23 protein-coding genes, 4 tRNA genes and 1 pseudogene are annotated in these 26,378 nt (G+C 62.0%); 15 read left to right on the top strand and 13 right to left on the bottom strand.

The window, feature by feature from the left end; translation table 11 throughout:
* The first annotated feature begins 18 nt into the window (after nucleotides 1-18).
* From xdhA to guaD, 4 genes are all read left to right on the top strand, one after another.
* On the top strand, nucleotides 19-1,458 hold the full coding sequence (gene xdhA / locus G9C89_RS05720) for a xanthine dehydrogenase small subunit (RefSeq protein ID WP_172145969.1): 1,440 nt from the start codon (nucleotides 19-21) through the stop codon (nucleotides 1,456-1,458).
* Nucleotides 1,451-3,850, top strand: coding sequence for a xanthine dehydrogenase molybdopterin binding subunit (gene xdhB / locus G9C89_RS05715; protein ID WP_172145967.1), 2,400 nt, complete (start codon nucleotides 1,451-1,453; stop codon nucleotides 3,848-3,850). The genes xdhA and xdhB overlap by 8 nt, the downstream gene beginning before the upstream one ends.
* A gap of 249 nt (nucleotides 3,851-4,099) precedes the next feature.
* A complete protein-coding gene (xdhC, locus tag G9C89_RS05710; RefSeq protein ID WP_172145964.1) occupies nucleotides 4,100-4,933 on the top strand; it encodes a xanthine dehydrogenase accessory protein XdhC in 834 nt (277 codons plus the stop codon).
* Between the two features lie 127 nt (nucleotides 4,934-5,060).
* A complete protein-coding gene (gene guaD, locus G9C89_RS05705) occupies nucleotides 5,061-6,365 on the top strand; it encodes a guanine deaminase (protein ID WP_172145961.1) in 1,305 nt (434 codons plus the stop codon).
* A 205-nt stretch (nucleotides 6,366-6,570) separates the two neighbouring features.
* Here guaD and G9C89_RS05700 read toward each other — a convergent pair whose 3' ends face one another.
* On the bottom strand, nucleotides 6,571-7,341 hold the full coding sequence (locus G9C89_RS05700; protein ID WP_172145958.1) for a GntR family transcriptional regulator: 771 nt from the start codon (nucleotides 7,339-7,341) through the stop codon (nucleotides 6,571-6,573).
* A gap of 637 nt (nucleotides 7,342-7,978) precedes the next feature.
* Between G9C89_RS05700 and G9C89_RS05695 the strand changes: the two genes are divergently transcribed.
* Together G9C89_RS05695 and G9C89_RS05690 are read left to right on the top strand one after the other, a co-directional pair.
* Complete coding sequence (locus tag G9C89_RS05695) at nucleotides 7,979-9,328, top strand: NCS2 family permease (protein ID WP_172145955.1); 1,350 nt, start codon at nucleotides 7,979-7,981, stop codon at nucleotides 9,326-9,328.
* Nucleotides 9,329-9,524: 196 nt separating this feature from the next.
* The gene (locus tag G9C89_RS05690) at nucleotides 9,525-10,151 is read left to right on the top strand and encodes a LysE family translocator (protein ID WP_172145952.1); all 627 of its coding nucleotides are present in this window, start codon (nucleotides 9,525-9,527) and stop codon (nucleotides 10,149-10,151) included.
* A gap of 94 nt (nucleotides 10,152-10,245) precedes the next feature.
* Here G9C89_RS05690 and prmB read toward each other — a convergent pair whose 3' ends face one another.
* Nucleotides 10,246-11,166: a 50S ribosomal protein L3 N(5)-glutamine methyltransferase gene (prmB, locus tag G9C89_RS05685; protein ID WP_172145949.1), complete on the bottom strand. Its 921-nt coding sequence runs from the start codon at nucleotides 11,164-11,166 to the stop codon at nucleotides 10,246-10,248.
* A 177-nt stretch (nucleotides 11,167-11,343) separates the two neighbouring features.
* Between prmB and nhaD the strand changes: the two genes are divergently transcribed.
* A complete protein-coding gene (gene nhaD, locus G9C89_RS05680; protein ID WP_315852791.1) occupies nucleotides 11,344-12,633 on the top strand; it encodes a sodium:proton antiporter NhaD in 1,290 nt (429 codons plus the stop codon).
* Between the two features lie 44 nt (nucleotides 12,634-12,677).
* On the opposite strand, the gene G9C89_RS05675 is transcribed toward nhaD, so the two are convergent.
* On the bottom strand, nucleotides 12,678-12,815 hold the full coding sequence (locus G9C89_RS05675) for a hypothetical protein (RefSeq protein ID WP_172145928.1): 138 nt from the start codon (nucleotides 12,813-12,815) through the stop codon (nucleotides 12,678-12,680).
* Nucleotides 12,816-12,972: 157 nt separating this feature from the next.
* Between G9C89_RS05675 and G9C89_RS05670 the strand changes: the two genes are divergently transcribed.
* The 4 genes from G9C89_RS05670 to folE all read left to right on the top strand — a co-directional run bounded on the left by G9C89_RS05670 (nucleotide 12,973) and on the right by folE (nucleotide 15,528).
* Complete coding sequence (locus tag G9C89_RS05670; protein WP_172145926.1) at nucleotides 12,973-13,569, top strand: cysteine hydrolase family protein; 597 nt, start codon at nucleotides 12,973-12,975, stop codon at nucleotides 13,567-13,569.
* A 99-nt stretch (nucleotides 13,570-13,668) separates the two neighbouring features.
* A complete protein-coding gene (locus G9C89_RS05665; RefSeq protein WP_172145923.1) occupies nucleotides 13,669-13,989 on the top strand; it encodes a hypothetical protein in 321 nt (106 codons plus the stop codon).
* A 185-nt stretch (nucleotides 13,990-14,174) separates the two neighbouring features.
* Nucleotides 14,175-14,747, top strand: a complete 573-nt coding sequence (locus tag G9C89_RS05660) for a Smr/MutS family protein (protein WP_172145920.1) — start codon at nucleotides 14,175-14,177, stop codon at nucleotides 14,745-14,747.
* Between the two features lie 232 nt (nucleotides 14,748-14,979).
* Nucleotides 14,980-15,528 carry a GTP cyclohydrolase I FolE gene (gene folE, locus G9C89_RS05655; RefSeq protein ID WP_172145917.1) on the top strand — a complete coding sequence of 183 codons (549 nt, stop codon included), beginning with the start codon at nucleotides 14,980-14,982 and terminating at the stop codon, nucleotides 15,526-15,528.
* 84 nt (nucleotides 15,529-15,612) lie between these two features.
* Here the strand turns inward: folE and G9C89_RS05650 are convergent.
* Nucleotides 15,613-16,270, bottom strand: a pseudogene (locus G9C89_RS05650) (transglutaminase-like domain-containing protein).
* Nucleotides 16,271-16,427: 157 nt separating this feature from the next.
* Between G9C89_RS05650 and G9C89_RS05645 the strand changes: the two are divergent.
* Both G9C89_RS05645 and G9C89_RS05640 read left to right on the top strand, forming a co-directional pair.
* On the top strand, nucleotides 16,428-18,875 hold the full coding sequence (locus G9C89_RS05645; RefSeq protein ID WP_172145911.1) for an acyl-CoA dehydrogenase: 2,448 nt from the start codon (nucleotides 16,428-16,430) through the stop codon (nucleotides 18,873-18,875).
* A gap of 82 nt (nucleotides 18,876-18,957) precedes the next feature.
* The gene (locus tag G9C89_RS05640; protein WP_172145908.1) at nucleotides 18,958-19,368 is read left to right on the top strand and encodes a PA2817 family protein; all 411 of its coding nucleotides are present in this window, start codon (nucleotides 18,958-18,960) and stop codon (nucleotides 19,366-19,368) included.
* A gap of 114 nt (nucleotides 19,369-19,482) precedes the next feature.
* Here the strand turns inward: G9C89_RS05640 and G9C89_RS05635 are convergent.
* The 4 genes from G9C89_RS05635 to G9C89_RS05620 all read right to left on the bottom strand — a co-directional run bounded on the left by G9C89_RS05635 (nucleotide 19,483) and on the right by G9C89_RS05620 (nucleotide 19,905).
* Nucleotides 19,483-19,558, bottom strand: a tRNA-Gly gene (locus tag G9C89_RS05635).
* 19 nt (nucleotides 19,559-19,577) lie between these two features.
* Nucleotides 19,578-19,653, bottom strand: a tRNA-Glu gene (locus tag G9C89_RS05630).
* Between the two features lie 73 nt (nucleotides 19,654-19,726).
* A tRNA-Gly gene (locus tag G9C89_RS05625) sits at nucleotides 19,727-19,802 on the bottom strand.
* Nucleotides 19,803-19,829: 27 nt separating this feature from the next.
* Nucleotides 19,830-19,905 (bottom strand) — tRNA-Glu (locus G9C89_RS05620).
* A 222-nt stretch (nucleotides 19,906-20,127) separates the two neighbouring features.
* On the opposite strand from G9C89_RS05620, the gene G9C89_RS05615 reads away from it, so the two are divergent.
* On the top strand, nucleotides 20,128-20,898 hold the full coding sequence (locus tag G9C89_RS05615; protein ID WP_172145905.1) for a hypothetical protein: 771 nt from the start codon (nucleotides 20,128-20,130) through the stop codon (nucleotides 20,896-20,898).
* A gap of 158 nt (nucleotides 20,899-21,056) precedes the next feature.
* Here the strand turns inward: G9C89_RS05615 and G9C89_RS05610 are convergent, their stop codons facing one another.
* Both G9C89_RS05610 and G9C89_RS05605 read right to left on the bottom strand, forming a co-directional pair.
* The gene (locus tag G9C89_RS05610; protein WP_172145902.1) at nucleotides 21,057-21,539 is read right to left on the bottom strand and encodes a GAF domain-containing protein; all 483 of its coding nucleotides are present in this window, start codon (nucleotides 21,537-21,539) and stop codon (nucleotides 21,057-21,059) included.
* Complete coding sequence (locus G9C89_RS05605; protein ID WP_172145899.1) at nucleotides 21,536-22,426, bottom strand: ATP-binding protein; 891 nt, start codon at nucleotides 22,424-22,426, stop codon at nucleotides 21,536-21,538. The genes G9C89_RS05610 and G9C89_RS05605 overlap by 4 nt, the downstream gene beginning before the upstream one ends.
* Before the next feature lie 113 nt (nucleotides 22,427-22,539).
* On the opposite strand from G9C89_RS05605, the gene G9C89_RS05600 reads away from it, so the two are divergent.
* The gene (locus G9C89_RS05600; protein ID WP_172145896.1) at nucleotides 22,540-24,873 is read left to right on the top strand and encodes a response regulator; all 2,334 of its coding nucleotides are present in this window, start codon (nucleotides 22,540-22,542) and stop codon (nucleotides 24,871-24,873) included.
* On the opposite strand, the gene G9C89_RS05595 is transcribed toward G9C89_RS05600, so the two are convergent.
* The 3 genes from G9C89_RS05595 to msrB all read right to left on the bottom strand — a co-directional run bounded on the left by G9C89_RS05595 (nucleotide 24,857) and on the right by msrB (nucleotide 26,361).
* Complete coding sequence (locus G9C89_RS05595; protein ID WP_172145893.1) at nucleotides 24,857-25,327, bottom strand: MarR family winged helix-turn-helix transcriptional regulator; 471 nt, start codon at nucleotides 25,325-25,327, stop codon at nucleotides 24,857-24,859. The genes G9C89_RS05600 and G9C89_RS05595 overlap by 17 nt on opposite strands.
* Nucleotides 25,324-25,809 (bottom strand): glutathione peroxidase, encoded by a 486-nt coding sequence (locus tag G9C89_RS05590; protein WP_172145890.1) that lies wholly within the window; start codon nucleotides 25,807-25,809, stop codon nucleotides 25,324-25,326. Before G9C89_RS05590 ends, G9C89_RS05595 begins: the two co-directional genes overlap by 4 nt.
* A gap of 153 nt (nucleotides 25,810-25,962) precedes the next feature.
* Nucleotides 25,963-26,361 (bottom strand): peptide-methionine (R)-S-oxide reductase MsrB, encoded by a 399-nt coding sequence (gene msrB, locus G9C89_RS05585; RefSeq protein WP_172145887.1) that lies wholly within the window; start codon nucleotides 26,359-26,361, stop codon nucleotides 25,963-25,965.
* Between the last annotated feature and the right edge of the window lie 17 nt (nucleotides 26,362-26,378).

Below are 26,378 nucleotides of genomic sequence, written 5' to 3'. Positions count from 1 at the left end.
AGTGCCTGGAGGTCGTCCTTGATCCAGTTTTTACTCAACCGGGAGCTGCGCACCGAGCATGCCCTGGACCCCAACGTCACCGTGCTCCAGTACCTGCGCGAGCATGTCGGCAAACCTGGCACCAAAGAAGGCTGCGCCTCCGGCGATTGCGGTGCCTGCACCGTGGTGGTCGGCGAACTGGATGGCGAACGCGTGCGTTATCGCACGCTGAACTCCTGCCTGACCTTCGTCTCCGCCCTGCACGGCAAGCAGCTGATCAGCGTCGAAGACCTCAAGCACCAGGGCCAACTGCACAGCGTGCAACAGGCGATGGTCGACTGCCATGGTTCGCAGTGCGGCTTCTGCACCCCGGGCTTCGTCATGTCGCTGTTCGCCCTGCAGAAGAACAGCAATGGCTTCGACAAGGCCGACACCCTGGAAGCCCTGGCCGGTAACCTCTGTCGCTGCACCGGCTACCGACCGATTATCGATGCCGCCGAGCAGGCCTGCTGCCAAAAGCAACCTGATCAATTCGATGCCGCCGAAGCACAGACCGTGGCCCAGCTGAAGGCCATCGCCCCGCGCGAAACCGCCGAACTCAATAGCGGCGACAAGCGTTGCCTGCTGCCGCTGACCGTCGCCGACCTGGCCGACCTCTACGCCGCCAATCCCGAGGCGCGCCTGCTCGCTGGCGGCACCGACCTGGCGCTGGAAGTTACCCAGTTCCACCGCGAGCTGCCGGTGATGATCTACGTTGGCCATATTGAAGCGATGAAGCGCGTGGAAGTGACCGCCGAGCACATCGAGATCGGCGCCGCCACCGCGCTGTCCGATTGCTACGCCGCCCTAGCCCAGGACTACCCGGACTTCGACGAGCTGCTGCACCGTTTCGCCTCCTTGCAGATCCGCAACCAGGGCACCCTCGGCGGCAATATCGGCAACGCCTCGCCGATCGGCGACGCCCCGCCGCTGCTGATCGCCCTCGGCGCGCAGATCGTCCTGCGCAAGGGCAACGACACGCGCAGCCTGGCGATCGAGGATTATTTCCTCGACTACAAGGTGACCGCTCGCCAGGAAGCCGAATTCATCGAGAAGATCCTGGTGCCGCGCGCCCAACATAATCAGGCGTTCCGCGCCTACAAAGTCTCCAAACGCCTGGATGACGACATTTCCGCGGTCTGCGCCGCCTTCAACCTGCGTATCGAGGATGGCGTGGTGCAAAGCGCGCGCATCGCCTTCGGCGGCATGGCCGCTATTCCCAAACGCGCCGCCGCCTGCGAAGCCGCGCTGACCGGCGCCGCCTGGTATCCGGGGGTGATCGAGCGCGCCTGCGCCGCCCTGGCCGAGGACTTCACCCCGCTCAGCGACTTCCGCGCCAGCAAGGAATACCGCCTGCTCACCGCACAGAACCTGCTGCGTAAATTCTTCCTCGAGCTGCAAGCTCCCGAAGTCGAAACCCGGGTGACCGCCTATGTCTAACCACCACAACACACCGAAAACCCAGGCCGAACTGGCCGAACTGTTCCGCGCCGACATCACCACCGGCGTCGGCCGCAGCGTCAAGCACGAGAGCGCGGACAAACACGTATCCGGCGAAGCCGTGTATGTCGACGACCGCCTGGAATTCCCCAACCAGTTGCACGTCTATGCCCGCATGAGCGACCGCGCCCATGCGCGCATTGTCAGTATCGACACCGCGCCCTGCTATGCGATTCCCGGCGTGGCCATCGCCATCACCAGCAAGGATGTGCCCGGCCAGCTGGACATCGGCCCGGTGGTCGCCGGCGACCCGCTGCTGGCCGACGGCAAGGTGGAATACGTCGGCCAGGTAGTGCTGGCGGTCGGCGCCGACAGCCTGGAAACCGCGCGCAAGGCGGCCATGGCGGCGATCATCGAATACGAAGACCTGGAGCCGGTGCTGGACGTGGTCGATGCGCTGCACAAGAAGCATTTCGTCCTCGACAGCCATCAGCACAAGATCGGCGATGCCGCTGCCGAATTGGCGACTGCGCCGCAGCGCCTGCAAGGCAGCCTGCATATCGGCGGCCAAGAACATTTCTACCTGGAGACCCAGATTTCCTCGGTGATGCCCAGCGAAGACGGCGGCATGATCGTCTACACCTCCACGCAGAACGCCACCGAAGTGCAGAAATTGGTGGCCGAAGTGCTCGGCGTGCCGATGCACAAGATCGTCATCGACATGCGCCGCATGGGCGGCGGTTTCGGCGGCAAGGAAACCCAGGCCGCAGGCCCGGCGTGCCTCTGTGCAGTGATCGCCCACCTCACCGGGCGGCCGACCAAGATGCGCCTGCCGCGCATGGAAGACATGAGCATCACCGGCAAGCGTCACCCCTTCTATGTCGAATACGACGTCGGCTTCGACGACGACGGCCTGCTGCACGGCATCCAGATCGAACTGGCCGGTAACTGCGGCTACTCGCCGGATCTGTCTGGCTCGATCGTCGACCGCGCGATGTTCCACGCCGACAATGCCTACTACCTCGGCAACGCCACCATCAACGGCCATCGCTGCAAGACCAACACCGCGTCGAACACCGCCTACCGCGGCTTCGGCGGCCCGCAAGGGATGGTCGCCATCGAGGAAATCATGGACGCGGTGGCGCGCAAACTGGGCAAGGACCCGCTGCAGGTGCGCAAGCTCAACTACTACGGCAAGACCGAGCGCAACGTCACCCATTACCACCAGACCGTCGAGCACAACATGCTCGCCGAGATGACCGCCGAGCTGGAGGCCAGCAGCGAGTACGCCAAGCGCCGCGAGGAAATCCGTGCCTTCAATGCCAAGAGCCCTGTATTGAAGAAAGGTCTGGCACTGACCCCGGTTAAATTCGGCATCAGCTTCACCGCCACCTTCCTCAACCAGGCCGGCGCGCTGATCCACATCTACACCGACGGCAGCATCCACCTGAATCACGGCGGCACCGAGATGGGCCAGGGCCTCAACACCAAGGTCGCCCAGGTGGTCGCCGAGGTGCTGCAGGTGGACATCTCGCGCATCCAGATCACCGCGACCAACACCGACAAGGTGCCGAACACCTCGCCGACCGCGGCAAGCAGCGGTGCCGACCTTAACGGCAAGGCCGCGCAGAACGCCGCCGAGACCATCAAGCAGCGCCTGGTCGATTTCCTGGTACGCGAATACAAGGTCACCGCGGAAGACGTCGAGTTCCGTAACGGCCAGGTGCGCGTGCGCGGGCTGTTCCTGTCCTTCGAGGAAGTGATCCAGAAGGCCTACTTCGCCCAGGTCTCGCTGTCTTCCACCGGTTTCTACCGCACGCCGAAGATCTTCTACGACCGTGACAAGGCCGCCGGCCGCCCCTTCTATTACTTCGCCTACGGTGCGGCTTGCGCCGAGGTGATAGTCGACACCCTGACCGGCGAATACAAAATGCTGCGCACCGACATCCTGCACGACGTCGGCGCCTCGCTGAACCCTGCCATCGACACCGGCCAGGTCGAAGGCGCCTTCGTCCAGGGCATGGGCTGGCTGACCATGGAAGAGCTGGTGTGGAACGGCAAAGGCAAGCTGATGACCAATGGTCCGGCCAGCTACAAGATCCCGGCCATCGCCGACATGCCGCTGGATCTGCGGGTCAAGCTGGTGGAGAACCGCAAGAATCCGGAAGACACGGTGTTCCACTCCAAGGCCGTGGGCGAGCCGCCGTTCATGCTCGGCATCGCCGTGTGGTGCGCGATCAAGGACGCGGTGGCCAGCCTGGCCGACTACAAAGTGCAGCCGAACATCGATGCCCCCGCCACCCCCGAGCGGGTGCTCTGGGGCGTGGAGCAAATGAAGAAATTGCAGCAAACGGCCAAGGCCGCGGCGGCAGTCGAGATCGAACCGGCGTAACGCCAACCACCTTGGTGGATGTGCTGCGCGACATCCACCCTACGGGCCGCTCCGTAGGGTGGAAAACCGCGAAGCGTTTTCCACCAGGGTCGCGAATGAAGAACAAAGCAGGTGTAGAACAATGACAAAACACACCGAACCGAATAGCCAACCGACCCCGTCGGTACCGGTTCCGATACTGGACCCGTCGCCAAGCAACTGGCGCCTACCGCGCCCGGGACAACTGCCGCCAACCTGGAGGCTGAGCAAATGAGCTGGATCAGCGCCCTCGCCGAGCTGCAGCAGCAAGGCCTGCCTTGCGTGCTGGTGACTATCATCGAAGAGCGCGGCTCGACCCCGCGCAACGCCGGCTCGAAGATGGTGGTCACCAGCGACCGCATCTACGAAACCATCGGCGGCGGTCACCTGGAATACAAGGCGATGGAGCTGGCCCGCGAAATGCTTGCCACGCGCAGCCAGGACACCCGCCTGGAGCGTTTCAACCTCGGTGCCAGCCTCGGCCAATGCTGCGGCGGCGCCACCGTGTTGCTGTTCGAGCCCATGGGCCAACCCCAGGCGCAGATCGCCGTGTTCGGCGCCGGCCATGTCGGCCGCGCCCTGGTGCCGCTGCTCGCCAGCCTGCCGTGCAAGGTGCGCTGGATCGACTCGCGGGAAAACGAGTTTCCCGAGCAGATCCCCGCCGGGGTGGACAAGGTGGTCGAGGAAGAGGTGATCGACGAGGTCGGGCGCATGCCGGCCGGCAGCTACTTCATCGTCATGACCCATAACCACCAGCTCGACCTGGAGCTGACCGCGGCGATCCTCAAGCGCAACGATTTCGCCTACTACGGGCTGATCGGCTCGAAGAGCAAACGCGCCAAGTTCGAACACCGCCTGCGCGATCGCGGTTTCCAACCGGAGGTAGTGCAACGCATGCGCTGCCCCATGGGTTTGCCTGAGGTGAAAGGCAAGCTGCCGATCGAAATCGCCGTGTCCATCGCCGGTGAGGTGATCGCCACCTACAACGTCGCCTTTGGCCAGGACGTGAAAAAAGGCGAGACCAGCGTGGCCAAGCTGCTGCCCCATTCGCGCCGCGCCCAATAACACCGCATTACCCGTGGTGCGCACGGCGCACCCTACACGACCATCTCCGTAGGGTGCGCCGTGCGCACCGAGAGTTACCCGCGCAGCGTTCCTTACGCCAGGATCACGAAATCGAGACACGACAAACATGACCAACACCCTCAAAGCCTACCGCGCCGCCATCCTGCACAGCCTCGCCGACCCCGCCGTGGTCGGCGTCGAGCAGTCCTATGAATATTTCGAGGATGGTGTGCTGCTCGTCGAAGATGGCCAGATCGCCCGCGTCGGCCATGCCGCCGAGTTGCTGCCGACGCTCAAGGGCGTCGAGATCAGCGAATACCGCGACGCCCTGATCACCCCCGGCTTTATCGACACCCATATCCACTACCCGCAGACCGGGATGATCGCCTCCTACGGCGAGCAGCTGCTGGATTGGCTGAATACCTACACCTTCCCCACCGAGCAGCAGTTCGCCGACAAGGCCCACGCCGCGGACGTGGCCGGCATCTTCCTCAAGGAATTGCTGCGCAACGGCACCACCACCGCCCTGGTGTTCGGCAGCGTGCACAAGCAATCGGTGGACGCCTTCTTCGAAGCCGCCCAGGCGCTGAACCTGCGGATGATCGCCGGCAAGGTGCTGATGGACCGCAACGCCCCGGACTACCTGACCGACACCCCGGAATCCGGCTACTCCGAGAGCAAGGAGCTGATCGAGCGCTGGCACGGCAAGGGCCGCCTGCACTATGCCGTCACCCCACGCTTCGCCCCGACCAGCAGCCCGGAACAACTGCGCCTGGCCGGCAAGCTGCTCGGTGAGTATCCGGATCTGTATATGCACACCCACCTGTCGGAGAACCGTCAGGAGATCGAATGGGTCAAGCAGTTGTTCCCCGAGCGCAAGGGCTACCTGGATGTCTACGACCACTTCAAACTGATCGGCCCGCGCGCGGTGTTCGCCCATGGCGTGCACCTGTGCGACGAGGAGTGCCGGCGCCTGGCCGAAACCGGCTCGGCTGTGGCCTTCTGCCCGACCTCCAACCTGTTCCTCGGCAGCGGCCTGTTCGACCTGAACAAGCTGGAGCAGCACGGCGTGCGCGTCGGCCTGGGCACCGACGTCGGCGCGGGCACCAGCTTCAGCCAGCTGCAGTCGCTGAACGAGGCGTACAAGATCATGCAGTTGCAGGGCAGGAAGCTCGACCCGTTCAAGTCGCTGTACCTGGCCACCCTGGGCGGCGCCGAGGCGCTGTACCTGGACGACCAGATCGGCAACTTCAAAAGTGGCAAGGATGCGGACTTCGTGGTGCTCGACTACAACGCCACGCCGCTGATCAGCTACCGCATGCAACAGGCCAAGAGCCTGGCCGAGAAGCTGTTCGCCCTGTGCATGCTCGGCGACGACCGCGCGATCAAGGAAACCTTCGCCGCGGGCGTGTCGGTCCACGCACGCGATTGAGACAACCCGTGGGAGGCGCTTCAGCGGCGACTGTCGCGGCTAAAGCCCCTCCCACAGCGACGCGCCCTACCCGCGTAGTCCGGATGCAATCCGGGGCAAGATCGGCAACGCTCCCCTGACTTCGGGCTACTGCTCAGGCGTCACTCGCCGCCAATGAAAAGCCCCGAGGCTCACGCATCGGAGCTTCTCTTGTCCAAGCCGGAAATCAGCGATTGGCAGCGCCGCGGCCCGGCTTTTTCTTGCCGGTCTGCAACAGGTGCGAGAACACCGCGTGCAGGTCGTCGGAGGCGCTCTCCTCGTCGAGGTTGAGCTTGCTGTCGATATGATCCATGTGATGCATCATCAGGCTCACGGCCTTGGTCGCATCGCGAGCCTCGATGGCATCGATCAGCTGGTTGTGCTCGTCGTAGGAGCAATGCGAACGGCTGCCGCTTTCGTATTGGGCGATGATCAAGGAAGTCTGTGACACCAGACTGCGCTGGAAGCTGATCAGCGGCGCATTCTTCGCCGCCTCGGCCAGTTTCAGGTGGAACTCGCCGGACAGGCGGATACCCGCACCACGGTCACCACGGGAGAAGCAGGCTTGCTCGTCCTTGACCATCTGCCGCAGTTCGGCCAGTTGCTCGGGCGTGGCATGCACCACCGCCAATTCGGTAATCGCACGCTCGACCATGCGCCGCGCGTAGAAGATCTGCCGGGCTTCTTCGACGCTGGGGCTGGCGACCACCGCACCACGATTGGGTCGTAGCAGCACGACGCTTTCATGGCCCAGGCGCGACAATGCGCGGCGGATGATGGTGCGACTAACGCCGAAGATTTCGCCCAAGGCCTCTTCGCTCAGCTTGGTACCAGGCGCCAGGCGCTGTTCGAGAATGGCGTCGAAGATATGCGCGTAGACGACATCGTCCTGAGTCCCGCTATGGCTGCTTTTTCCGGTACCCGGCTGTTTCTTGAGAGGCTGCAATTGCTCGTTCATTCTGGCTCGCGTTAAAGAGGTTCGGCCTGTTTCCCAGACTCTACTGCTGTTCACCCGGTGACTGGCAAGCAGTATGTGGCGAAAAACAGAAAAAATACCGGCGCATTGTACACAATTTGATCAATTCGTATACGACATGTACGACCATCGCGATGCCGCGCAGCAATGCGCGACCAGCCCTGCCGAATGTTGCCTGCGCAGCCAACGCGGCCTGATACCACTAAATTTATTTCTTATAAAAAACGATATTGCTGCAGAAAAATCAGCTTAAGGCGCCATTGATCGCACTTGTAGTCGCGCTGAAAACACTCGCCGCGAGCTGCCGAAAAATCTCGGCCAGGAACTTTATCTGGATGTTTTTAATAGATTTTTAAATATACCAAGGCTGCAAGTGCCGCACTCAAAGCAGTGCAGCACTGCCTGGTATGACATTGATCTGGCATCCGACCGAGAATAGAAAACATTATTTGCTTTTTTTGTATACAACCTCATAATCGCGCCAGTGTAGCTTTCTGACCTTATGGTCAACAAATGAGCCAGTGAGCGCACCTAAACGCACCACCTACCTCAGAGAGCCGAAGCGTGCGCAATAACGACTCTGGGTGGTACACAACAAGAGAGATGAGGAGTACCCACTGTGGAAAGCGCTAAACAAGAACAACAGGCGACTCACGTCCAGGGGTTGGTCAACCCTGGCCTGCTCGAACGGTTTTTCAAGCTGAGCGAGCACCGCACCACGATCAAGACCGAACTGCTCGCCGGCCTGACGACCTTCGTCACCATGGCCTACATCATCTTCGTCAACCCCAGCATCATGGCCAGCGCGGGTATCGATCACGGTGCGGCCTTCGTCGCCACCTGCATCGGCGCGGCCCTGGGTTGCTTCCTCATGGGCCTCTACGCCAACTGGCCGGTCGGCCTGGCCCCCGGCATGGGCCTGAATGCCTTCTTCACCTATACCGTGGTAGGCGAGATGGGCTATAGCTGGCAGATTGCGCTGGGCGCCGTGTTCATCTCCGGCGTGCTGTTCATGATCATGAGCCTGTCACGCATTCGCGAATGGTTGCTCAACAGCATCCCCACGAGCTTGCGCTTTGCCATGGGCGCCGGGGTCGGCTTGTTCCTCGGGCTGATCGGCCTGAAAACCGCCGGCATCGTCGTCGACAGCCCGGCCACCCTGCTGACCATGGGCTCGTTCGGCGAACCGACCGCACTGCTGGCCGCTGTGTGTTTTCTGCTGATCGCGGCGCTCAGCCACCGCAACGTGTTCGGCGCCATTCTGTTCAGCATGCTCGGCGTCACCGCCGTGGGCTGGGCCATGGGCCTGGTCGAGTACAACGGTCTGGTGTCGATGCCGCCAAGCCTGGCGCCGACCTTCCTGGCCATGGACATCGCCGGCGCCTTCAACGTGGCGATGATCAGCGTGATTCTGGCCTTCCTCTTCGTCAACATGTTCGACACCGCCGGTACCCTGATGGGGGTGGCGCACCGCGCCAACCTGGTCGACGAGGACGGCAAGATCCAGAACCTGTCGAAAGCATTGAAGGCCGACAGCACCTCCAGCGTGATCGGCGCCATGGTCGGTTGCCCGCCGGTGACCAGCTATGTGGAAAGCGCCTCGGGCGTTGCCGCCGGTGGACGTACCGGGCTGACCGCGGTCACCGTCGGCATACTGTTCCTTGCGGCGATGTTCTTCGCCCCACTGGCCGGCATGATTCCGGCCTTCGCCACCGCCGGCGCGCTGATCTATGTGGCGATGCTGATGATGAGCGGCATGGCGCATATCGACTGGAAAGACCAGACCGATACCATCCCGGCGATCGTGACCGTGGTGATGATGCCGCTGACCTTCTCCATCGCCAACGGCATTGCCCTGGGCTTCTTGACCTATGCCACGCTGAAGCTGCTGACCGGCCAGCGTGACAAGGTTTCCGTCAGCCTGTATGTGTTGTGCATGATCTTTATCGCCAAGTTCGCCTTCCTTTAGGCTATGCCCCAATCTGTAGGAGCCAGCTTGCTGGCGATGCTTTTGCGCTGCTTGCCGAACCAGATCGCCAGCAAGCTGGCTCCTACAAGGGATTGCTGCATGCAACAGGTAACCATAGCCTTCCTTTAAGGCAAATTAGGCAGCAACGAGCCCCGGCGCAATAGACCGGGGCTTTCCCGTATCTGGAGTGAGTGCAATGAGTCTGGAAACCTGGCTGCTGTTCAGCAGCGCCGCGCTGATCGTGATCCTGATCCCCGGGCCCCTGTCGCTGCTGATGGTCAGCAACAGCCTGAACTATGGCCTGCGCCGCTCGCTGCCGGCGTTTCTCGGCGGGGTATCGGCCTCGATCTGCCTGCTCAGCGCCTCGGCGCTTGGCCTCGGCGCCCTGCTGCTGGCCTCGGAGCAGTTGTTCAGCGCCCTGAAGATCGTCGGCGCGCTCTACCTGTTCTACCTCGCCTGGCAGAGCTGGCAGGCCTCGCGCCAGGCCGCCAAGCCGGTCAGCAGCGAGGAGCAAGCGGTCAATCCGGGCTTTGTCGCCATGTTCTGGAAGGCTTTCGGCCTGGGCGCCAGCAACCCCAAGGACATCCTGTTCTTCGCCGCCTTCCTGCCGCAATTCATGAGCGCCGAGCGGCCGATGCTGACCCAGCTGCTGGTGATGATCGCCACCTGGGCGGTGCTCGATCTGAGCTGCAAACTGTTCTATGGCCTCAGCGCCCATGGCGCGGCGCGCTACCTGCGTTCGGGCAAAGGCCAGGTATGGTTCAACCGGGTCAGCGCGGCCCTGTTTGGCGGTGCTGGTGCGGCCTCGTTGCTGAGTCGCTGATGCCAAACGTGTAGCGGCGCACAGCGCACCTTCTGCCCCCGTGTTACCCAGCAACGCTGCTGGAACCAACCGCACTACCGTCGAAGCAGCGCCATCAACCGGCAAGACGCTGGCGAAACAACGCCTGATGCTCACGGCACTGCTGGGCCGCCAGCAGGAACACGCCATGGCCGCCGCGCTCGAACTCCAGCCAGGTGAAGTCGACTTCCGGGTACAGGGCGCTGACATGCACCTGGCTATTGCCGACTTCGACGATCAGCAAGCCCTTGTCAGTCAGATGATCGGCCGCCTCGGCCAGCATGCGCCGTACCAGATTCAGTCCATCCTCGCCGCAGGCCAGGCCCAGGGCCGGCTCGTGCTGGTATTCGGCCGGCATATCGGCGAAATCCTCGGCATCGACGTAGGGCGGGTTGGATACGATCAAATCGAAACGCTGCCCCGGCAAACCGTCAAAGCCATCACCCTGCACGGTGTAGACACGCTCATCCAGCTGGTGCCGCTCGATATTCTGGTTGGCCACCTCCAGCGCCTCATACGACAGGTCAGCCAGTACCACCTCGGCCTCGGGAAATTCGTAGGCACAGGCGATGCCGATGCAGCCGGAGCCGCTGCACAGGTCGAGAATCCGCGCAGGTTCCTCGGGGAGCCAGGGATAGAAATGTTGCGCGATCAGCTCGGCAATCGGTGAGCGGGGGATCAGCACGCGCTCATCGACGATGAATGGCAGGCCACAGAACCAGGCCTCGCCCAGCAGGTAGGCAGTCGGTACGCGCTCCTCGATGCGCCGCTTGAGCAAGGCTTGCAGATGCGCCTGCTCGTCGTCCTCCAGGCGGCAGTCGAGGTAGCTGTCGGCGATCTCCCAGGGCAGATGCACCGCACCCAGCACCAACTGGCGGGCCTCGTCCCAAGCATTGTCGCTGCCGTGACCGAAGAACAGTTCTTCGCGATTGAAACAGCTGACAGCCCAGCGGATGTAATCACGCAGGGTCCGTAAACGGGTAGGCACTGCAGTCACAAGAGTCTCTCCTGGCAAAAGTTGGCGCAGTTTAGCCGAACCGCCCGCACTGCACGCGGGGACGAAAATAAATCTGTCGAGCCGAGTTCCAGCCACTGCCTGCGCGCCAGGGGCTTCGATATAATTTGTAACGACTTCTTAACCCTTCCCTACCCTTCCTTCCGAGATCCACCCCAAATGGTCATAGAACCCTTCTCGCTCACGGGCTTGCTCGTGCTGGCGATATTCCTGCTTGGCATGACGCTTATCGTTTTTGAAGCACAATTGGAGATGGATAAATTCAAACCGGCCATGTTCATGCTGTCCGGCTTGATCGTAATCGGCGCCCACTACGCCATCAACGACCCCAACGGTTTCCAGTATTTCCTCCACGCGCAAAGCGAGACCAAGGAAGAACTGTTCGGCCTGATCGCCTTCATGGCATTCATGTGGATGGTGGTCGAACTGCTCAACGAGCGGAACGTGTTTACCGCGCTCAATGGCTACCTCATGCGCAAGGGCCTGGGTGCCAAAGGCATGTTCTGGGCCACTGGTGCCCTATCGGCGCTGCTCTCGCCGTTTCTCAACAACATCACCACCGCGATGATCTTCGGTAAAACGGTGAAAAGCATCTCCACCAACCAGCGTTACACCCATGTGGCGCTGTGCAACATCGTCGTGGCGTCCAACAGTGGCGTGTGGTTTCTCGGCACCTCGACCAGCCTGATGGTGGTGCTGGCGGGCAAGATCAGCATCGCCGGGCTGTTGCTGTTGATTCCCTCGGCACTGATCGGCTGGCTGCTGTGCGCCGCCACCCTGCATTTCTTCTATTTGCGCAAGCTTGATGGCAAGGATCTGATCCACCTGGCCGACCCCTCGGAAACCGGCCTCAAGCCCGGAGGCGCAGGGCTGGCCATCGTCGGCTTCTTCGCGGTGGTCGGTGCGGTGCTATGCAACATCCTACTCAAGGTCAGCATCGAATTCGCCATCGGTATCGGCCTGGGCCTGGTCGCACTCTATGCCTGGTTGCTGATGCGCCGCGGTATCGAACTGCCCTGGCAGGATCAACTGCAAAAGGTCGAATGGAACGCCCTGCTGTTCTTTATCGGCATCATCACCTCGGTTGCCTGCCTCAACCATGTCGGCTGGCTGACCTATATCTCGCAACTGTTCGAGGTCATGAGCCCAACCGGGGTCAACGTGATTCTCGGCATGGCCTCCGGGGTCATGGATAACGTGCCGGTCGAAGCCGCGGCCCTGATGTCCAACCCGCAACTGGGTCTCGATCAGTGGGCACTTAACGCCTTGATGGTCGGGATTGGCGGCTCGTTGACCGTGGTCGGCTCGGCCGCCGGGGTCATGGCCATGTCGCTGGACAAGAGCTACAGCTTCGGCGTGCACCTGAAGTTCCTGCCGGCCATCCTGGTCAACTTCCTCGGTTCACTGGGCATCTGGTACCTGCAGTTCCAGCTATTCGGCCTCTATTGACCAAACCGCGCCCGGCGACCTGCCGGGCGCTCACTCCCGGGCGCTCACTCGGTTTTCTTGCGCCGCGGCGCGCGCGCGGATGGCTCATTCGGCTCGCGCTTGAGCTCGCGAAACACCGCGATGGAAATCGCCAGAGCGAACAACAACCAGAAATGTGCGGAAAATAGTGACAACAAATCCATAAGCAACTCCTTTTGCGTAAGACTCCAGCCCCTCTGGATAGGTTCGATTCTGTTCGTCGCCGCGTTAGCGCGCAAGGCTGCGCGCCGAAGAGGTTCACAGCAGCGTCACACAGGCGGACAATGGACACTGTCGTCCGCGCCAGCGAGGAGTTAGGTCATGTCTCATCCGCAAACACTGTTTCAGCTCACAGGGCGCAGCCATGCCCCCGCCACCCTGGGCAATGCGACCCTGCTGATCATCGACGCCCAGGAGGAGTACCGCAGCGGCGTGCTGCAACTGCCAGGGCTCGATCCGGCGCTCGCGGAGATCGCCAAACTGCTGACCGCCGCGCGTAACACCGGCGCCTCTATCGTCCACGTCAAGCACCTGGGCATTCCCGACGGCCTGCTCGACCCCCGCGGCCCTCGCGGCCACCACCTGCCTGAAGTCGCACCGCTGCCCGGTGAGATCGTGGTGGAGAAACGCATGCCCAACGCCTTCTCCGGGACCGATTTACATGACCAGCTGCAAGCGCTTGGTCACCTCGACCTGATCGTCTGTGGCTTCATGACCCACTCGAGCATCAGCACCACGGTGCGCGCGGCCAAGGACTATGGCTATCGCTGCACGGTGGTCGATGCCGCCTGCGCCACCCGCGACCTACCGACACTGGACGGCAAGGTCATCAGCGCCGCCGACATGCACCGCGCAGAGATCATTGCCCTGGCTGACAACTTCGCGGCGGTGGTGGCGCAAGCCAGCTCCCTGATCTGAACCCAGACCAGGTCACAACCTGCGGCCATGCCTGGCATGCCGCCGGAACCACCACACCATCTACCGGTCATACCGCCGATACCCACTGAGGAAATCGGAATGAAATTATCCGATGGTTTCGATGCTCGCCGCCTGCGCCCACGCGGCCCGGGTAACTGGCGCATGCGCCTCGCAGCCATACTGGCAGCCCTGTTTGCCGCCTTCGGCGTGCTGTTGGCGATGGCCGGTGCAGCCAGCCTGCTCGGCCGGGCGCCAGCGCTTGGCGCGCTGAACGATTCGACCGGCGCAGCCGCGGTACTGCTGGTATTCGGTTTGTTCCTGCTGTGGGCCGGCATCGCGGTGTGGCGCCTGTGTCGACGCCGCCTGCGTCGTCCCAGCAACTTGAGCATGGCCCCCCACCTGATGAAGAAACGCGACTGAACCTTCCTTCGATCAAGGCAGCACGAAAGCCTCAGAGGTTGTGAAAATATCGAGCGTCGTAGCCAGGCCGTCTCCAGGTCTTCGCCGTAAGGCGCGTTACGGCGTTTGCAGGCGGCCGCAGTAGGTGAGAGTTTTTTCACAAGCGCCCAGCCTTGGTTACACTAGCGGCCTTCGCGGAGGCCCAGATGCAAGACGACAGCAGAGACGATAACGACAGCGCCCTGTTCAAGGCCGAGTTGCGCGGCGTCAAGCCGATCAAGCACGACCGCGCCGATACCGGCAAAGCCAAGCCCGACCGCAAACAGCTGGCCAGCCTGCGCCAGGCGGCGACCGTGCGCATGGATACGCTCAAGGTCGATGGCCTGTCCGATCAGTTCGTCATCGACGTAGGCGCCGAAGACCCGCTGTACTGGGCCGCCAATGGCGTGCAGGAAGGCCAGATGCGCAAGCTTAAACTCGGCCAGATCAGCTTCGATGGCAGCCTTGACCTGCATGGCATGACCGTGGAAAAAGCCCGCGACACCCTGTGGGAGTTCCTCGCCGAAGCCACCAAGCTGGAAGTGCGCTGCGTGCGCATCACCCACGGCAAGGCCGTGCGCATGGATGGGCGCAAACCGATGATCAAAAGCCATGTCAACACCTGGCTGCGCCAGCATCCCCAGGTGCTGGGGTTCACCTCCTGCGTGGCCAAGCATGGCGGCACCGGTGCGGTTTACGTGATGCTCAAGCGCACCATGATGGATGGCCGCGACGAATAGGCGGCGCAGGCTCTTATAAGGCTCTGCAGCCGTTAGCTGCTGAGCCAGACCGCGACCTTGTACGAGCAGCAGGGCCGACGTTTCGCTGGGCGGCACCCCGCTTTATCCGCGAAAATCTTCGAAACGCTGACACCGCTGTGGCAGTCTGTCGCGCGCGCTCTTGCCAGCGCGGCGGCTGCGCCCTACCCTGCGCCTCTGCTCTCCTCCTTTAAGAAGGCTCACAGGAAGACCCATGTCCCTGGAACAAAACTACACCGCAATCCTCGGTCAACTTGGCGAAGACGCATCCCGCGAAGGCCTGCTCGACACCCCCAAGCGTGCCGCCAAAGCCATGCAGTACCTCTGCCGCGGTTATCAGCAGACCCTGGAAGAAGTCACCAACGACGCGCTGTTCAGCTCCGACAACAGCGAAATGGTGCTGGTCAAGCACATCGAACTGTATTCGCTGTGCGAGCACCACCTGCTGCCGTTCATCGGCAAGGCCCACGTCGCCTACATCCCCAATGGCAAGGTGCTCGGCCTGTCCAAGGTCGCGCGGATCGTCGACATGTACGCCCGCCGCCTGCAGATCCAGGAAAACCTCAGCCGGCAGATCGCCGAAGCCATCCAGCAAGTGACCGGCGCCCTTGGCGTGGCTGTGGTGATCGAAGCCCAGCACATGTGCATGATGATGCGCGGCGTGGAAAAGCAGAATTCCTCGATGGTCACCTCGGTGATGCTCGGTGAATTCCGCGACAACGCCGCCACCCGCAGCGAATTTCTCAGCCTGATCAATAACTGATCAGTTCCACGCCATGAGCAAACCTGGCTAACGACAATCTTCAGCCAGCTGCTGACGACCCGTCTTGTGCAGGATGGGTCGGGCCTAGTGCGCGGCTTCGCTCTGAAAGTCCCCCCATCAACAACGGCGCAGCTTCGGCGAACAAGTGCGGATAGACCGCCGCCAAATGACTGAAGAACAGCGCTTGCGGCACGTCGACGAAGTGGCCATGGTCGGCCAGATACTCCATGTAACGCTGGCCCTGCTGGTTGAATGGATGGAACACGCTGTCGACAAGCCCATCGAACTCCAGCGGCGCCACCTTGAATAGCCGGCACAGCTCCAGATTGAACGCGGGGGTGGCCTTGACCCAGCGCCCCTGCAGATACAACTCGGTATAGCCGTGCATGGCGAACACCTCGCTGCGCAGCAGTTCCAGCAGCCGCGGAGTGGCCAGATGGTTGCGCACATCGGCCAGACCGATTCGCGCGGGAATCCCGCAATGCCGCGCACAGGCCGCCAGCAGCGTGGCCTTCGGCACGCAGTAACTTTCGCCACTGAGCAGCGCATGGCTGCCTTTCAGCGTTTGCGGATCACGACTGAATGTATAAGGGTTGTAGCGAATACCATCGCGCACTGCGTAATACAGCCTGACCGCCTGCTCAACCGGATCGCGACTGCTGCCGCACGACTTTTCAGCGAACTCCACCAGCGCCGGGTGGTCACTATCGATGCAGCGGCCGGGCTCCAGGTATTCACGCATTGGCGGTTCTCCGTGATAGAGCACCCAGTCTAACGGCGCCGCGCGAGCGCGTGTCACGACACTCCGGCCAAGCTCGGCGCCCTAGCGGTCATCTTTGTATGGATGCCGACTAAACTCACCACTGTTCTTTGCAGCCCGTCGTCATGGAGGATTTTGCATGCTCGTTGTCTGGTTACTCGTTCTGCTGGTTGGCACGGCCTACCTGGCCCACCGCCGCACTGCCCCGCTGCCCGCTCTCGGCGGGGTGGCCGCCTACCTAGTCCTGATGGGCCTGTTCAGTCACGCTCCCGGTTGGCTTCTGCTGGTCTTCTGGCTATTGCTCCTGGCGGTGGCACTCCCGCTGGTGCTGCCGGAACAACGGCGAAAACTGTTCAGCGCGCCCATGTTCGCCTGGTTTCAGCGGGTGCTGCCGCCCATGTCGGATACCGAACGCGATGCCATCGAAGCCGGCACAGTCTGGTGGGACGGCGAACTGTTCAGCGGCCGTCCGGACTGGGACAAGCTGCTGGCCTACCCCAAGGCGCAACTGAGCGAGGAGGAACAGGCCTTTCTCGACGGCCCCACCGAAGAACTCTGCGCCATGGTCAGCGACTGGCAGATCGGCCAGCAAATGGACTTGCCCGCCAAGGCCTGGGAACACATCAAGCAGCACGGTTTTTTCGCCCTGATCATCCCCAAGGAATATGGCGGCAAGGGCTTTTCCGCCTACGCCCACTCCCAGGTGGCGATGAAACTGGCCACCCGCAGCGGCGACCTGGCCTCCACCGTGATGGTGCCCAACTCCCTCGGCCCGGCAGAGTTGCTGCTGCATTACGGCACCGACGAGCAGCGCCAGCACTACCTGCCGCGCCTGGCCCGCGGCGATGACATCCCCTGCTTCGCCCTCACCGGCCCGCTGGCCGGTTCGGACGCCGGCGCCATGCCGGACAGCGGCATCATCTGCAGAGGTCAGTGGCAAGGCGAGGAAGTGCTCGGTCTGCGCCTGACCTGGGAAAAGCGCTATATCACCCTGGGCCCGGTCGCGACCCTGCTCGGCCTGGCATTCAAGGCCTACGACCCGGATCATTTGCTCGGCGAGCAGGAGGACCTCGGCATCAGCCTGGCCCTGGTGCCGACCGACACGCCCGGCGTGGAAATCGGCCGCCGTCACCTGCCACTCGGCGCCGCCTTCATGAACGGACCGAACGCGGGGAAAGACGTGTTCATCCCGCTGGGCTACCTGATCGGCGGCCAGGACATGCTCGGCAAAGGCTGGATGATGCTGATGAACTGCCTCTCGGTCGGCCGCTCCATCTCCCTGCCGGCAGTAGGCACGGGCGCGGCCAAATTCACCAGCCTGGTCACTGGCCAGTACAGCCAGATACGCGAGCAATTCAATGTGCCGCTGGCGGCCTTCGAAGGTATCCAGGAGGCCCTCGCACGTATCGGCGGCAATGCCTGGCTGATGGACAGCGCACGCATCCTTACTGCCAACGCGGTAGATCTGGGCGAAAAACCCTCGGTGCTTTCGGCGATTCTCAAGTACCACCTGACCGAGCGTGGCCGCGAGTGCATCAGCCACGCCATGGACGTGCATGGCGGCAAGGGCATCATCATGGGCCCCAACAACTACCTGGCGCGCTCCTGGCAAGGCGCACCGATCTTCATCACCGTGGAAGGCGCCAACATCCTCTCGCGCAACCTGATGATCTTTGGCCAGGGCGCGATCCGCTGCCACCCCTACGTACTCAAGGAAATGGCCCTGGCCGGTCGCGAAGACAAGGAGCAAGCGCTGCTGGAATTCGATCAACTGCTGCTGCAGCACATCGGCTTTGCCGTGAGCAACGCGGCCAGCAGCCTGATCCTCAGCCTCGGTCTGGGCGGATTCAGCGAGGTACCGGGCGACAACCTCAGCCGCCCCTACTTCCGCGCCCTCAATCGCCTGGCTGCCGCCTTCGCCCTGCTTGCCGACCTGAGCATGATGCTGCTGGGCGGCGAACTGAAACGCCGCGAGCGGCTGTCCGCCCGCCTGGGCGATGTGCTCAGCCACCTGTATCTGGCCTCGGCGGCGCTCAAGCGCTACCACGACCTGGATTACCCGGCGCATTCGCGCCCGCTGCTGTGCTGGGCCATGGAAGAAAGCCTGGGCCACGCCGAACAGGCACTCGATGAACTGCTCGGCAACTTCCCGAGCAAACTGCTCGGTTATGCCCTGCGCGTACTGGTTTTCCCCTTCGGCCGCCGGCACAAAGGCCCAAGCGATGCACAGGATGCCCAGGTCGCCGAGATCATCGGACGCAACAGCGGCGATCCGGCCCTGGAAGAGTTGCTCGCCGGTTGCTACCGACCACAGGCGAAAAACGACCCGGTGGCCGCCCTGCAGCAGGCGATGGATCTGCTGCAAAGCGCGCAACCCCTGCAGAAGAAACTGGACAAGGCGCTCAAGCAAGGTCTGGTGCAGGAAGCACCGGGCCAGAGCCTGATCGACCTCGCAGTCGGTGCCGGCATCCTCACTGCAGAAGAAGCACAGAGCCTGCAACAGGCCGAAACAGCGCGGCGCGTGGTGATCGACGTCGACGACTTCGCCAAGGAAGAACTGAAACTCGGCCGCGGCAAGGTGCGCTAGCGCAGTTGTTGTACACGGCCAGGGACAGTGAGCACGCAGAGCCTTATACTTGCGCGCCCGTTTTACCTACAGGATTTCTCTCATGGCCAACGCCCACCTCGATCATCACCTCGCCCTGCTCGCCCATCTGCGCACCATTCTGGTTGCCTTGGGCGAAGCCGAGCAGATTCTCGATGACAGCCACGCCATGTACCTGGAGCGCTATGACGAACTGCTGGCCGATCTGCCAAACGATCCGGAAGCCAGCCTCTACCTCGGCCAGGATCTGATCAGCCAGATCTTCCAGCGCTACCCGCAGATCGCTCATCTGGTCCCGCGCGACCTGTTGTGGTTCTTCGGTGGCGACTGCCTGCACTTCATGCCCGACGAAGAAATCGAGATGTACCAGACCCTGGAAGAACGTCGCTTCGAGGCCCTGGAAAACGACGATCCATTCGACTGGAATCAGGAAAAGCAGTTGCTGGCCATGCCCACCCAAGGCAGCAGGCACTAATAGCTCAGCAGTTAAACGAAAAAGCCCGCACGGCATCACCGGCGGGCTTTTTATTGAGCGGTAAAATCATGCAGCTACAAAAACGCCGCTCAGTGAGCGGCGTTTTTGTTTATTTGGAGCGGGAAACGAGACTCGAACTCGCGACCCCGACCTTGGCAAGGTCGTGCTCTACCAACTGAGCTATTCCCGCAGTGTATCTACAGCAAAAATGGCGTCCCCTAGGGGACTCGAACCCCTGTTACCGCCGTGAAAGGGCGGTGTCCTAGGCCACTAGACGAAGGGGACCTTGAACTTATTGCTTCAGCCGACTGTTTATCGGCTGACCCAGACAGCGCTCTGGACGCACGACTGGAAAATCTGGAGCGGGAAACGAGACTCGAACTCGCGACCCCGACCTTGGCAAGGTCGTGCTCTACCAACTGAGCTATTCCCGCATATACAACAGAAATCTACAACGATAATGGCGTCCCCTAGGGGACTCGAACCCCTGTTACCGCCGTGAAAGGGCGGTGTCCTAGGCCACTAGACGAAGGGGACGCAACCCGGAACCTGAAATATACTTTCCGGCTCCCCGCTCGCTGCAATAAAGCATTGCGCTGGAAGTGGCGCGCATTCTATGGATCCTGCGCAGAGTCGTCAACCTCTCTATAATTTTTTTTTAAAATCAACGACTTCAAGCCAGATTACCAGGCCGCTCTATCAGCACCGTGGCTAAGGCACTACACTCCGACGAAAACCAGCATTCGCGAGGCGGTACCGATGTCCCCACTGGTAATTACCCTGCTGATTGTCGGCGGCATAGCCCTATTGATCGCCATTGCCTACGTCAATCACATGGTCGAGAACAACAAGCTGGAAAAGGCCCGCCTCAGGACCGAGCTCAATGACCGTATCCGCCGTTGCGCCACTGTATCCGAGTCCTTGCCCGGACAGCTGATGACACCCCAGCTGAAACTCATGCTCAGCCGCCTGCAGATGCACTTTACCCAGCGCCTGGTGCAATTGCAGCCAGGCAATGCCGACAGCAAAGCGCAACTGGAAGCGCTGCGCCAGTTGATTGCCCAAGGCGACGCGATACCCGTACAGAATCCATTGCAGCAGATCACCAGCGAAGTCAAAGCCAAGGAAGTACGCTTTCAACTGGAAAACCTGCACGGCCAAATCACCCGCTGCACCCAGGATGGCATCCTGCCTGCCAATGAAGCCAAGCACTGGGTCAATGAAATTCGCCACATGCTGGTGCAACTGCATATCGAGCTGTTCGGCAACCTCGGCCACCAGGCCCTGCAACAGAACCAGCCCGGCCAGGCGCGCCTGGCGTTCGAGCGCGGCGTGCAGTTCCTGCGCAAGCAAGCCGACGGCGCGCGTTACCAGGCGCCGCTGCAAAAATTCGAAAACCAACTCGCCCGCGCCAATGCCATGGTGGTGGACATGGGCAAGCATGCCGCCGACGATACCAGCGAGCTGACCGAGGGCCTGAAAAGCCTGGAAGGCGATGAAGACTGGAAGAAGAAGAATATTTACGACTGAGAGGTTGTGAAAAAACGCTCGCCTAGCGAGGCCACCTCCAGACGCCCTACGCTCCGACCAATCACCTCGAGCAAACCTTGACCCGCAGGGTGACACTCGCCGCAGGCTGTGCACCATGGTTGATCGGTGCGGTACTCATCAGGCGGCCCCCAGCGGGGTCAACAATCACTAAGCTGCAAGAAAATCTCGACCAGCCGTTCGATCCCGACCCGATCCGCTGCAGTAAAGCGGGCCAACTGTGGACTATCCAGATCCAGCACGCCAATCAGCCGCCCGGCCTTCAGCAGCGGCACCACCAGCTCGCTGCGCGAGGCACTGTCGCAGGCGATATGCCCGGCAAAGCTGTGCACATCCTCCACCCGCTGCGTTTGTCGGGTCGCCGCCGCCACCCCGCACACCCCACGCCCCATGGGTATTCGCACGCAGGCCACCCGCCCCTGGAATGGCCCCAGCACCAGCTCATCGCCCCGCGTCAGGTAGAAGCCAGCCCAATTGAGTTCGCTCAGCTCCTGGAACAGCAAGGCGCAGAACTGCGCGGCGTTGGCAATGAAATCCCGCTCATCGGCCAACAGTGCCTGCAGTTGCGCGGCCAGTAGTGAATAGTCATCGGACCCGGAGTCAGCTTGTGCAAGGTCGATCATGATTGGCTTTCCAGGAGTTGCAGCCCGACCCAGTGCCGGGCGAATTGATAGGCACAGCGACCATTGCGATTACCGCGCCCCAGGGCCCAGCGAATCGCCGCTTTTTCCAGCGCCTCGCTCCACTGCCAGTTCAAGCCGGCCTGCGCCGCCTGTACCTCGATCCAATGCCGCACTACATCGAGGAAGTGATCCTGGGTGAATGGGTAGAAAGACAACCACAGGCCGAAACGATCAGACAGCGCGATTTTGTCCTCCACCGCCTCGCTGGGGTGCAGTTCGCCATCGACCATCTGTGAGGTCTCGTTGTCGCTGTGCTTCTCCGGCAACAAATGGCGGCGATTGGAGGTGGCATAGAGCAGCACATTGTCTGGCGAGCGCTCCAGCGAGCCATCCAGCACGCTTTTCAGCACCCGGTAATCACCCTCACCGGCCTCGAAGGACAGATCGTCGCAAAACAGCACAAAGCGCTGTGACAAGCGACTCAGTTGCTCGACCACTCGCGGCAGATCCGCCAGATGATCGCGCTCGATCTCGATCAGGCGCAGCCCGGCGGTGGCATGTTCGGCCAACAACGCGCGCACCAGCGATGACTTTCCGGTGCCGCGCGCGCCCCAGAGCAAAGCGTGATTGGCCGGCAGGCCCTGAATGAATTGTCGGGTGTTGCGCGCCAGCTGCTCACGCTGAGTATCCACTCCGATCAGGTCACTCAGATTCAGGTCGAGGTCGATGCTCAACGGCTGCAAGTAACCGCTGCGCCCCTCACGATGCCAGCGCGCAGCCAGGCTGTGCTGCCAGTCGATGTCGCCACGCTGGGCCGGCAGCAGCGGTTCGAGCCGCGCCAGCACGCTCTCGGCGCGCTGTAGAAAAGCATTTAAACGGGAATCCACGACGTGCTCCTTGGTGTACGCCTTGATGTTACAGCCTGCCAACTGCGCCTGCCGAAAGGAGGAACGGATGGGCTATGCTTGGCAAGCGCACGGACCCGAGATTATTGCCACCCATGGATATATCGCTCACCCAACGCCTGTCGTTCAAACAGGCCAGTTTGACCGTACTGGTGGCGTTTATCCTCGGCACTGCGCTCAGCTTGATTCAAGTGGGCATCGATTATGCCAGCGAGGATGCCTCCATCAACCGCGAGATTAGCGCACTGATGGAGATCAGCCACAATCCCGCCGCGCGCATCGCCTACAACATCGACGCCGAACTGGCCCAGGAACTGGTACTGGGCCTGTTGCGCTCACCGGCGGTGATTCGTGCAGAGATCATAGACAACAGCAACATGACCCTGGCCAGGGTCAGCCGCCCGCCCAGCACAAACCGCTACCGGCTGTTCAGCGATTTCCTCTTCGGCGAACGGCGTCAGTTCGAAACGCAGTTGTTCGTCAGTCACGCGCCCGAGGAAGCCCTCGGCCTGCTGCGCCTGGAAGTCGACACCTATGCGTTCGGCAGTCACTTCCTGCGGCGCGCCATGCTTACCTTGCTGACCGGCTTCGCCCGCAGCCTGCTGCTCTCGTTGATCCTGCTGGTGCTGTTCTATTTCATGCTGACCAAGCCGCTGATCGAGGTGATTCGTGCGCTCAGCGGGCGCGACCTGCACGCCCCGAACCGCAACCGACTGCCCTGCCCGCGCGGTCATGAGCGCGACGAAATCGGCATCCTGGTCGACGTCACCAACCAACAACTGTCCAGCATAGCCATGGAGATCGAGCAACGTCGCGAAGCGGAGAACCGCCTCACCCAGTACCTCGGCGAACTGGAGAACATCGTCTCTGCCCGCACCACCGAATTGAAGGCCACCAACGCGCGCCTGCTCGAATCCAATCAGGAGCTGGAACAGGCAAGGCGCACCGCGCTGGACATGGCTCAAGCCCGCTCGGCGTTTCTCGCCAGCATGAGTCACGAGATCCGTACCCCGCTCAACGGCCTGCTCGGCATGCTCGCACTGTCCCTCGACGGCCCGCTGAGCAACGAACAACGCCAGCAGCTCTCGATTGCCCATGACTCCGGCAAGGTACTGGTCGAACTGCTCAATGACATCCTCGACCTGTCGAAATTCGAAGCCGGTCAGCTCGAACTGGAAAGCATGCCCTTCGACCTCGGCACAATGGTCGAGGACACCGCCAGCCTGCTGTCGCAAAACGCCTTGCCGGGTGTCGAATTGACCTGCCTGATCGACCCCCAACTGCCTGCGCAAGTGCTCGGCGACCCGACACGGGTGCGCCAGATCATCAGCAACCTGCTATCCAACGCCCTGAAATTCACCCGCTCCGGCCGCGTCGACATCCTCGTCGACAGCAGCCCAACAGGCATACGGATCCTGGTGCGAGACACCGGCATCGGCATCGCCGAAGAGGCACGCGCGCGCATCTATCAACCCTTTGCCCAGGCGGGAGTCGGCATTACCCGTCAGTTCGGCGGCACCGGCTTGGGCCTGGCGCTCACCCGCCGCCTGTGCGAAGCCATGCAGGGGCGGCTCGAGCTGGAATCCAAAGAGGGCTTCGGCAGCCAGTTCTGCGCGGAGCTGCCACTGCCCAGCCACACGTCTGCACCCGCCTTGCCTGCATTGACTGGGCGGGTCGTGGCCCTCAGCTCAGCCACTTCAGGCCTCAGCGAACTGCTTGGCAAGCTGCTGCCGGCATGGGGATTGGAGTATCAACGCCTGGATCCCGACACCAACCTGCACGGTGTTGCAGCCGACCTGTTGATCAGCGATCGCCCCGAATGCCTGCCGGGCATGCGCCCGACGTGCCAGATACCGATCCTGCTGGTCACCGCCTACGGCAGCTTCCTGCCCAGCGAGCAGGCGCAAGCCCTGGCGCCGTTCGAGCAGATCGCCCGGCCGCTGTCGCGGCAAACCCTGCTCCAGGCATTGCGCCGCAGCCTCGCCCAGCAGCTGGAAAGCGCGCCTGCGCCAAGCCCCATCGAGCAACAGAGCGGACGCCGAGCACGGGTGCTGCTGGTGGAGGACAATCCGGTCAACCAGCTGGTGGCGAAGGGCATGCTGAGTAAGCTCGGCTGCGAAGTCGTGCTGGCCAACCATGGCGCCGAAGCCCTGAGCCAACTGGCTCAGCACGACATCGACTTGATACTGATGGACTGCAACATGCCGATCATGGATGGCTATGAGGCCAGCCGCAGAATTCGCCAGGGCGGGCACCATCCCGAGTTGCCGATCATCGCCCTGACCGCCAACGCCCTGCCCGACGAACGCGAGCGTTGTCGCGCCGCCGGCATGAGCGATTACCTGGCCAAACCCTTCCGCCGCGAAGAGCTGGAAGCCCTACTCGAGCGCTGGTTGCCGGCGTCAGCAAACCCTAGCGCAACGCCATGAAGCGATCGAGCAACTGACCAACGCGACTGCGCAACTCGGCCAGCTCATCCACCTCGACCCCCTGCTCGCACAGCAACTGCCGGCGCAATGGCAGCACCCGTTCACGCAAGGCGCGGCCCGCCTCGGTCAATGCCAGGTGCACCTCGCGCTCATCCACCGCCGAGCGCTGGCGCAATAGCAAACCAAGTTGCTGCAACCTCTTGAGCAGCGGGGTCAGGGTGCCCGAATCGAGCAGCAAGCGCTCGCCCAGGGCCTTGACCGTTGGCTGTGCCGGCGGGGCAAGCTGCCATTCCCAGAGCACCAGCATCGCCAGGTACTGCGGGTAGGTCAGGTTCAATTGATCGAGCATCGGCTTGTAGGCACGAATCACCGCGCGCGAAGCCGCGTACAGCTTGAAGCACAGCTGGTTGTCCAGCTGCAGGGCGTCTTCCCGCTCGAATGATCCTGGCTTCATTTGAGCAGGGCTTCGATCTCGGCAGTCAGATCTTCCGGCTTGGTGGTCGGCGCGAAACGCTTGATCTGCTTGCCGTCGGCACTGATCAGAAACTTGGTGAAGTTCCACTTCACACCCTGGCTGCCGAGCAGGCCCGGGGCTTGCTTCTTCAGCTTGACGAACAACGGATGGGCATCGCTGCCGTTGACGTCGACCTTCTTGAACAGGGGAAAGCTGACACCGAAGTTCAGTTCGCAGAACTCGGAAATCGCCCCCTCATTGCCCGGCTCCTGCTTGCCGAACTGGTTGCAGGGAAAGCCCAGCACCACCAGCCCCTTGTCCTTGTACTGCTGCCAGAGGTTTTCCAGGCCCTTGTACTGCGGGGTGAAACCGCACTTGCTGGCGGTATTGACCACCAGCACGGCCTTGCCGCCGAAGTCGGCCAGGGTTTTCTGCTCGCCCTTGATGGTGGTGACGGGGATATCGAACAGTTCGTTGCTCATGGTGCTGGCTCTCGCTTGACGGGGGAATGAGCGACAAGATAGCGAGCAATTGAATTGCACACAATCTATCCTCCCCAATATAAGCCGCGCTGATATATGACCGCGGGGTGGGCCGGGCGGCGTTCCGTTCAGCCCCCCATTACCCGACTCGCTCTACAGCGGTCGAGGAACCAGCTTCAGCGATGCCGAATTGATGCAGTAACGCAAACCGGTCGGCGCCGGCCCATCGGGAAAGACGTGGCCCAGGTGGGCATCGCATTTGCCACATTTCACCTCGATGCGGTGCATGCCGTGGCTGAAATCATCCAGGCTGGTAATCGCATCCTTGCTGAGCGGCTGAAAGTAGCTGGGCCAGCCACTGCCGGAGTCGAACTTGGCATCCGAATCGAACAATGCCGTACCGCAGCAGGCGCAGTGATAGATGCCTGGCGTCTTGCTGTCATGGTACTCACCGGAAAAGGCTCGCTCCGTGCCACCCAGACGGCAGACATGGAACTGCGTCTCCGACAGCTCTTCGCGCCAGGCTTCCAGGGGTTTTTCGAGCTTGTCCACAGGCAGGTCTCCTCCAC

It is taken from the genome of Pseudomonas tumuqii, assembly GCF_013184545.1.
In the GTDB taxonomy this organism is placed as follows: domain Bacteria; phylum Pseudomonadota; class Gammaproteobacteria; order Pseudomonadales; family Pseudomonadaceae; genus Aquipseudomonas; species Aquipseudomonas tumuqii.
This window is presented reverse-complemented; position numbering and strand designations above follow the sequence as displayed.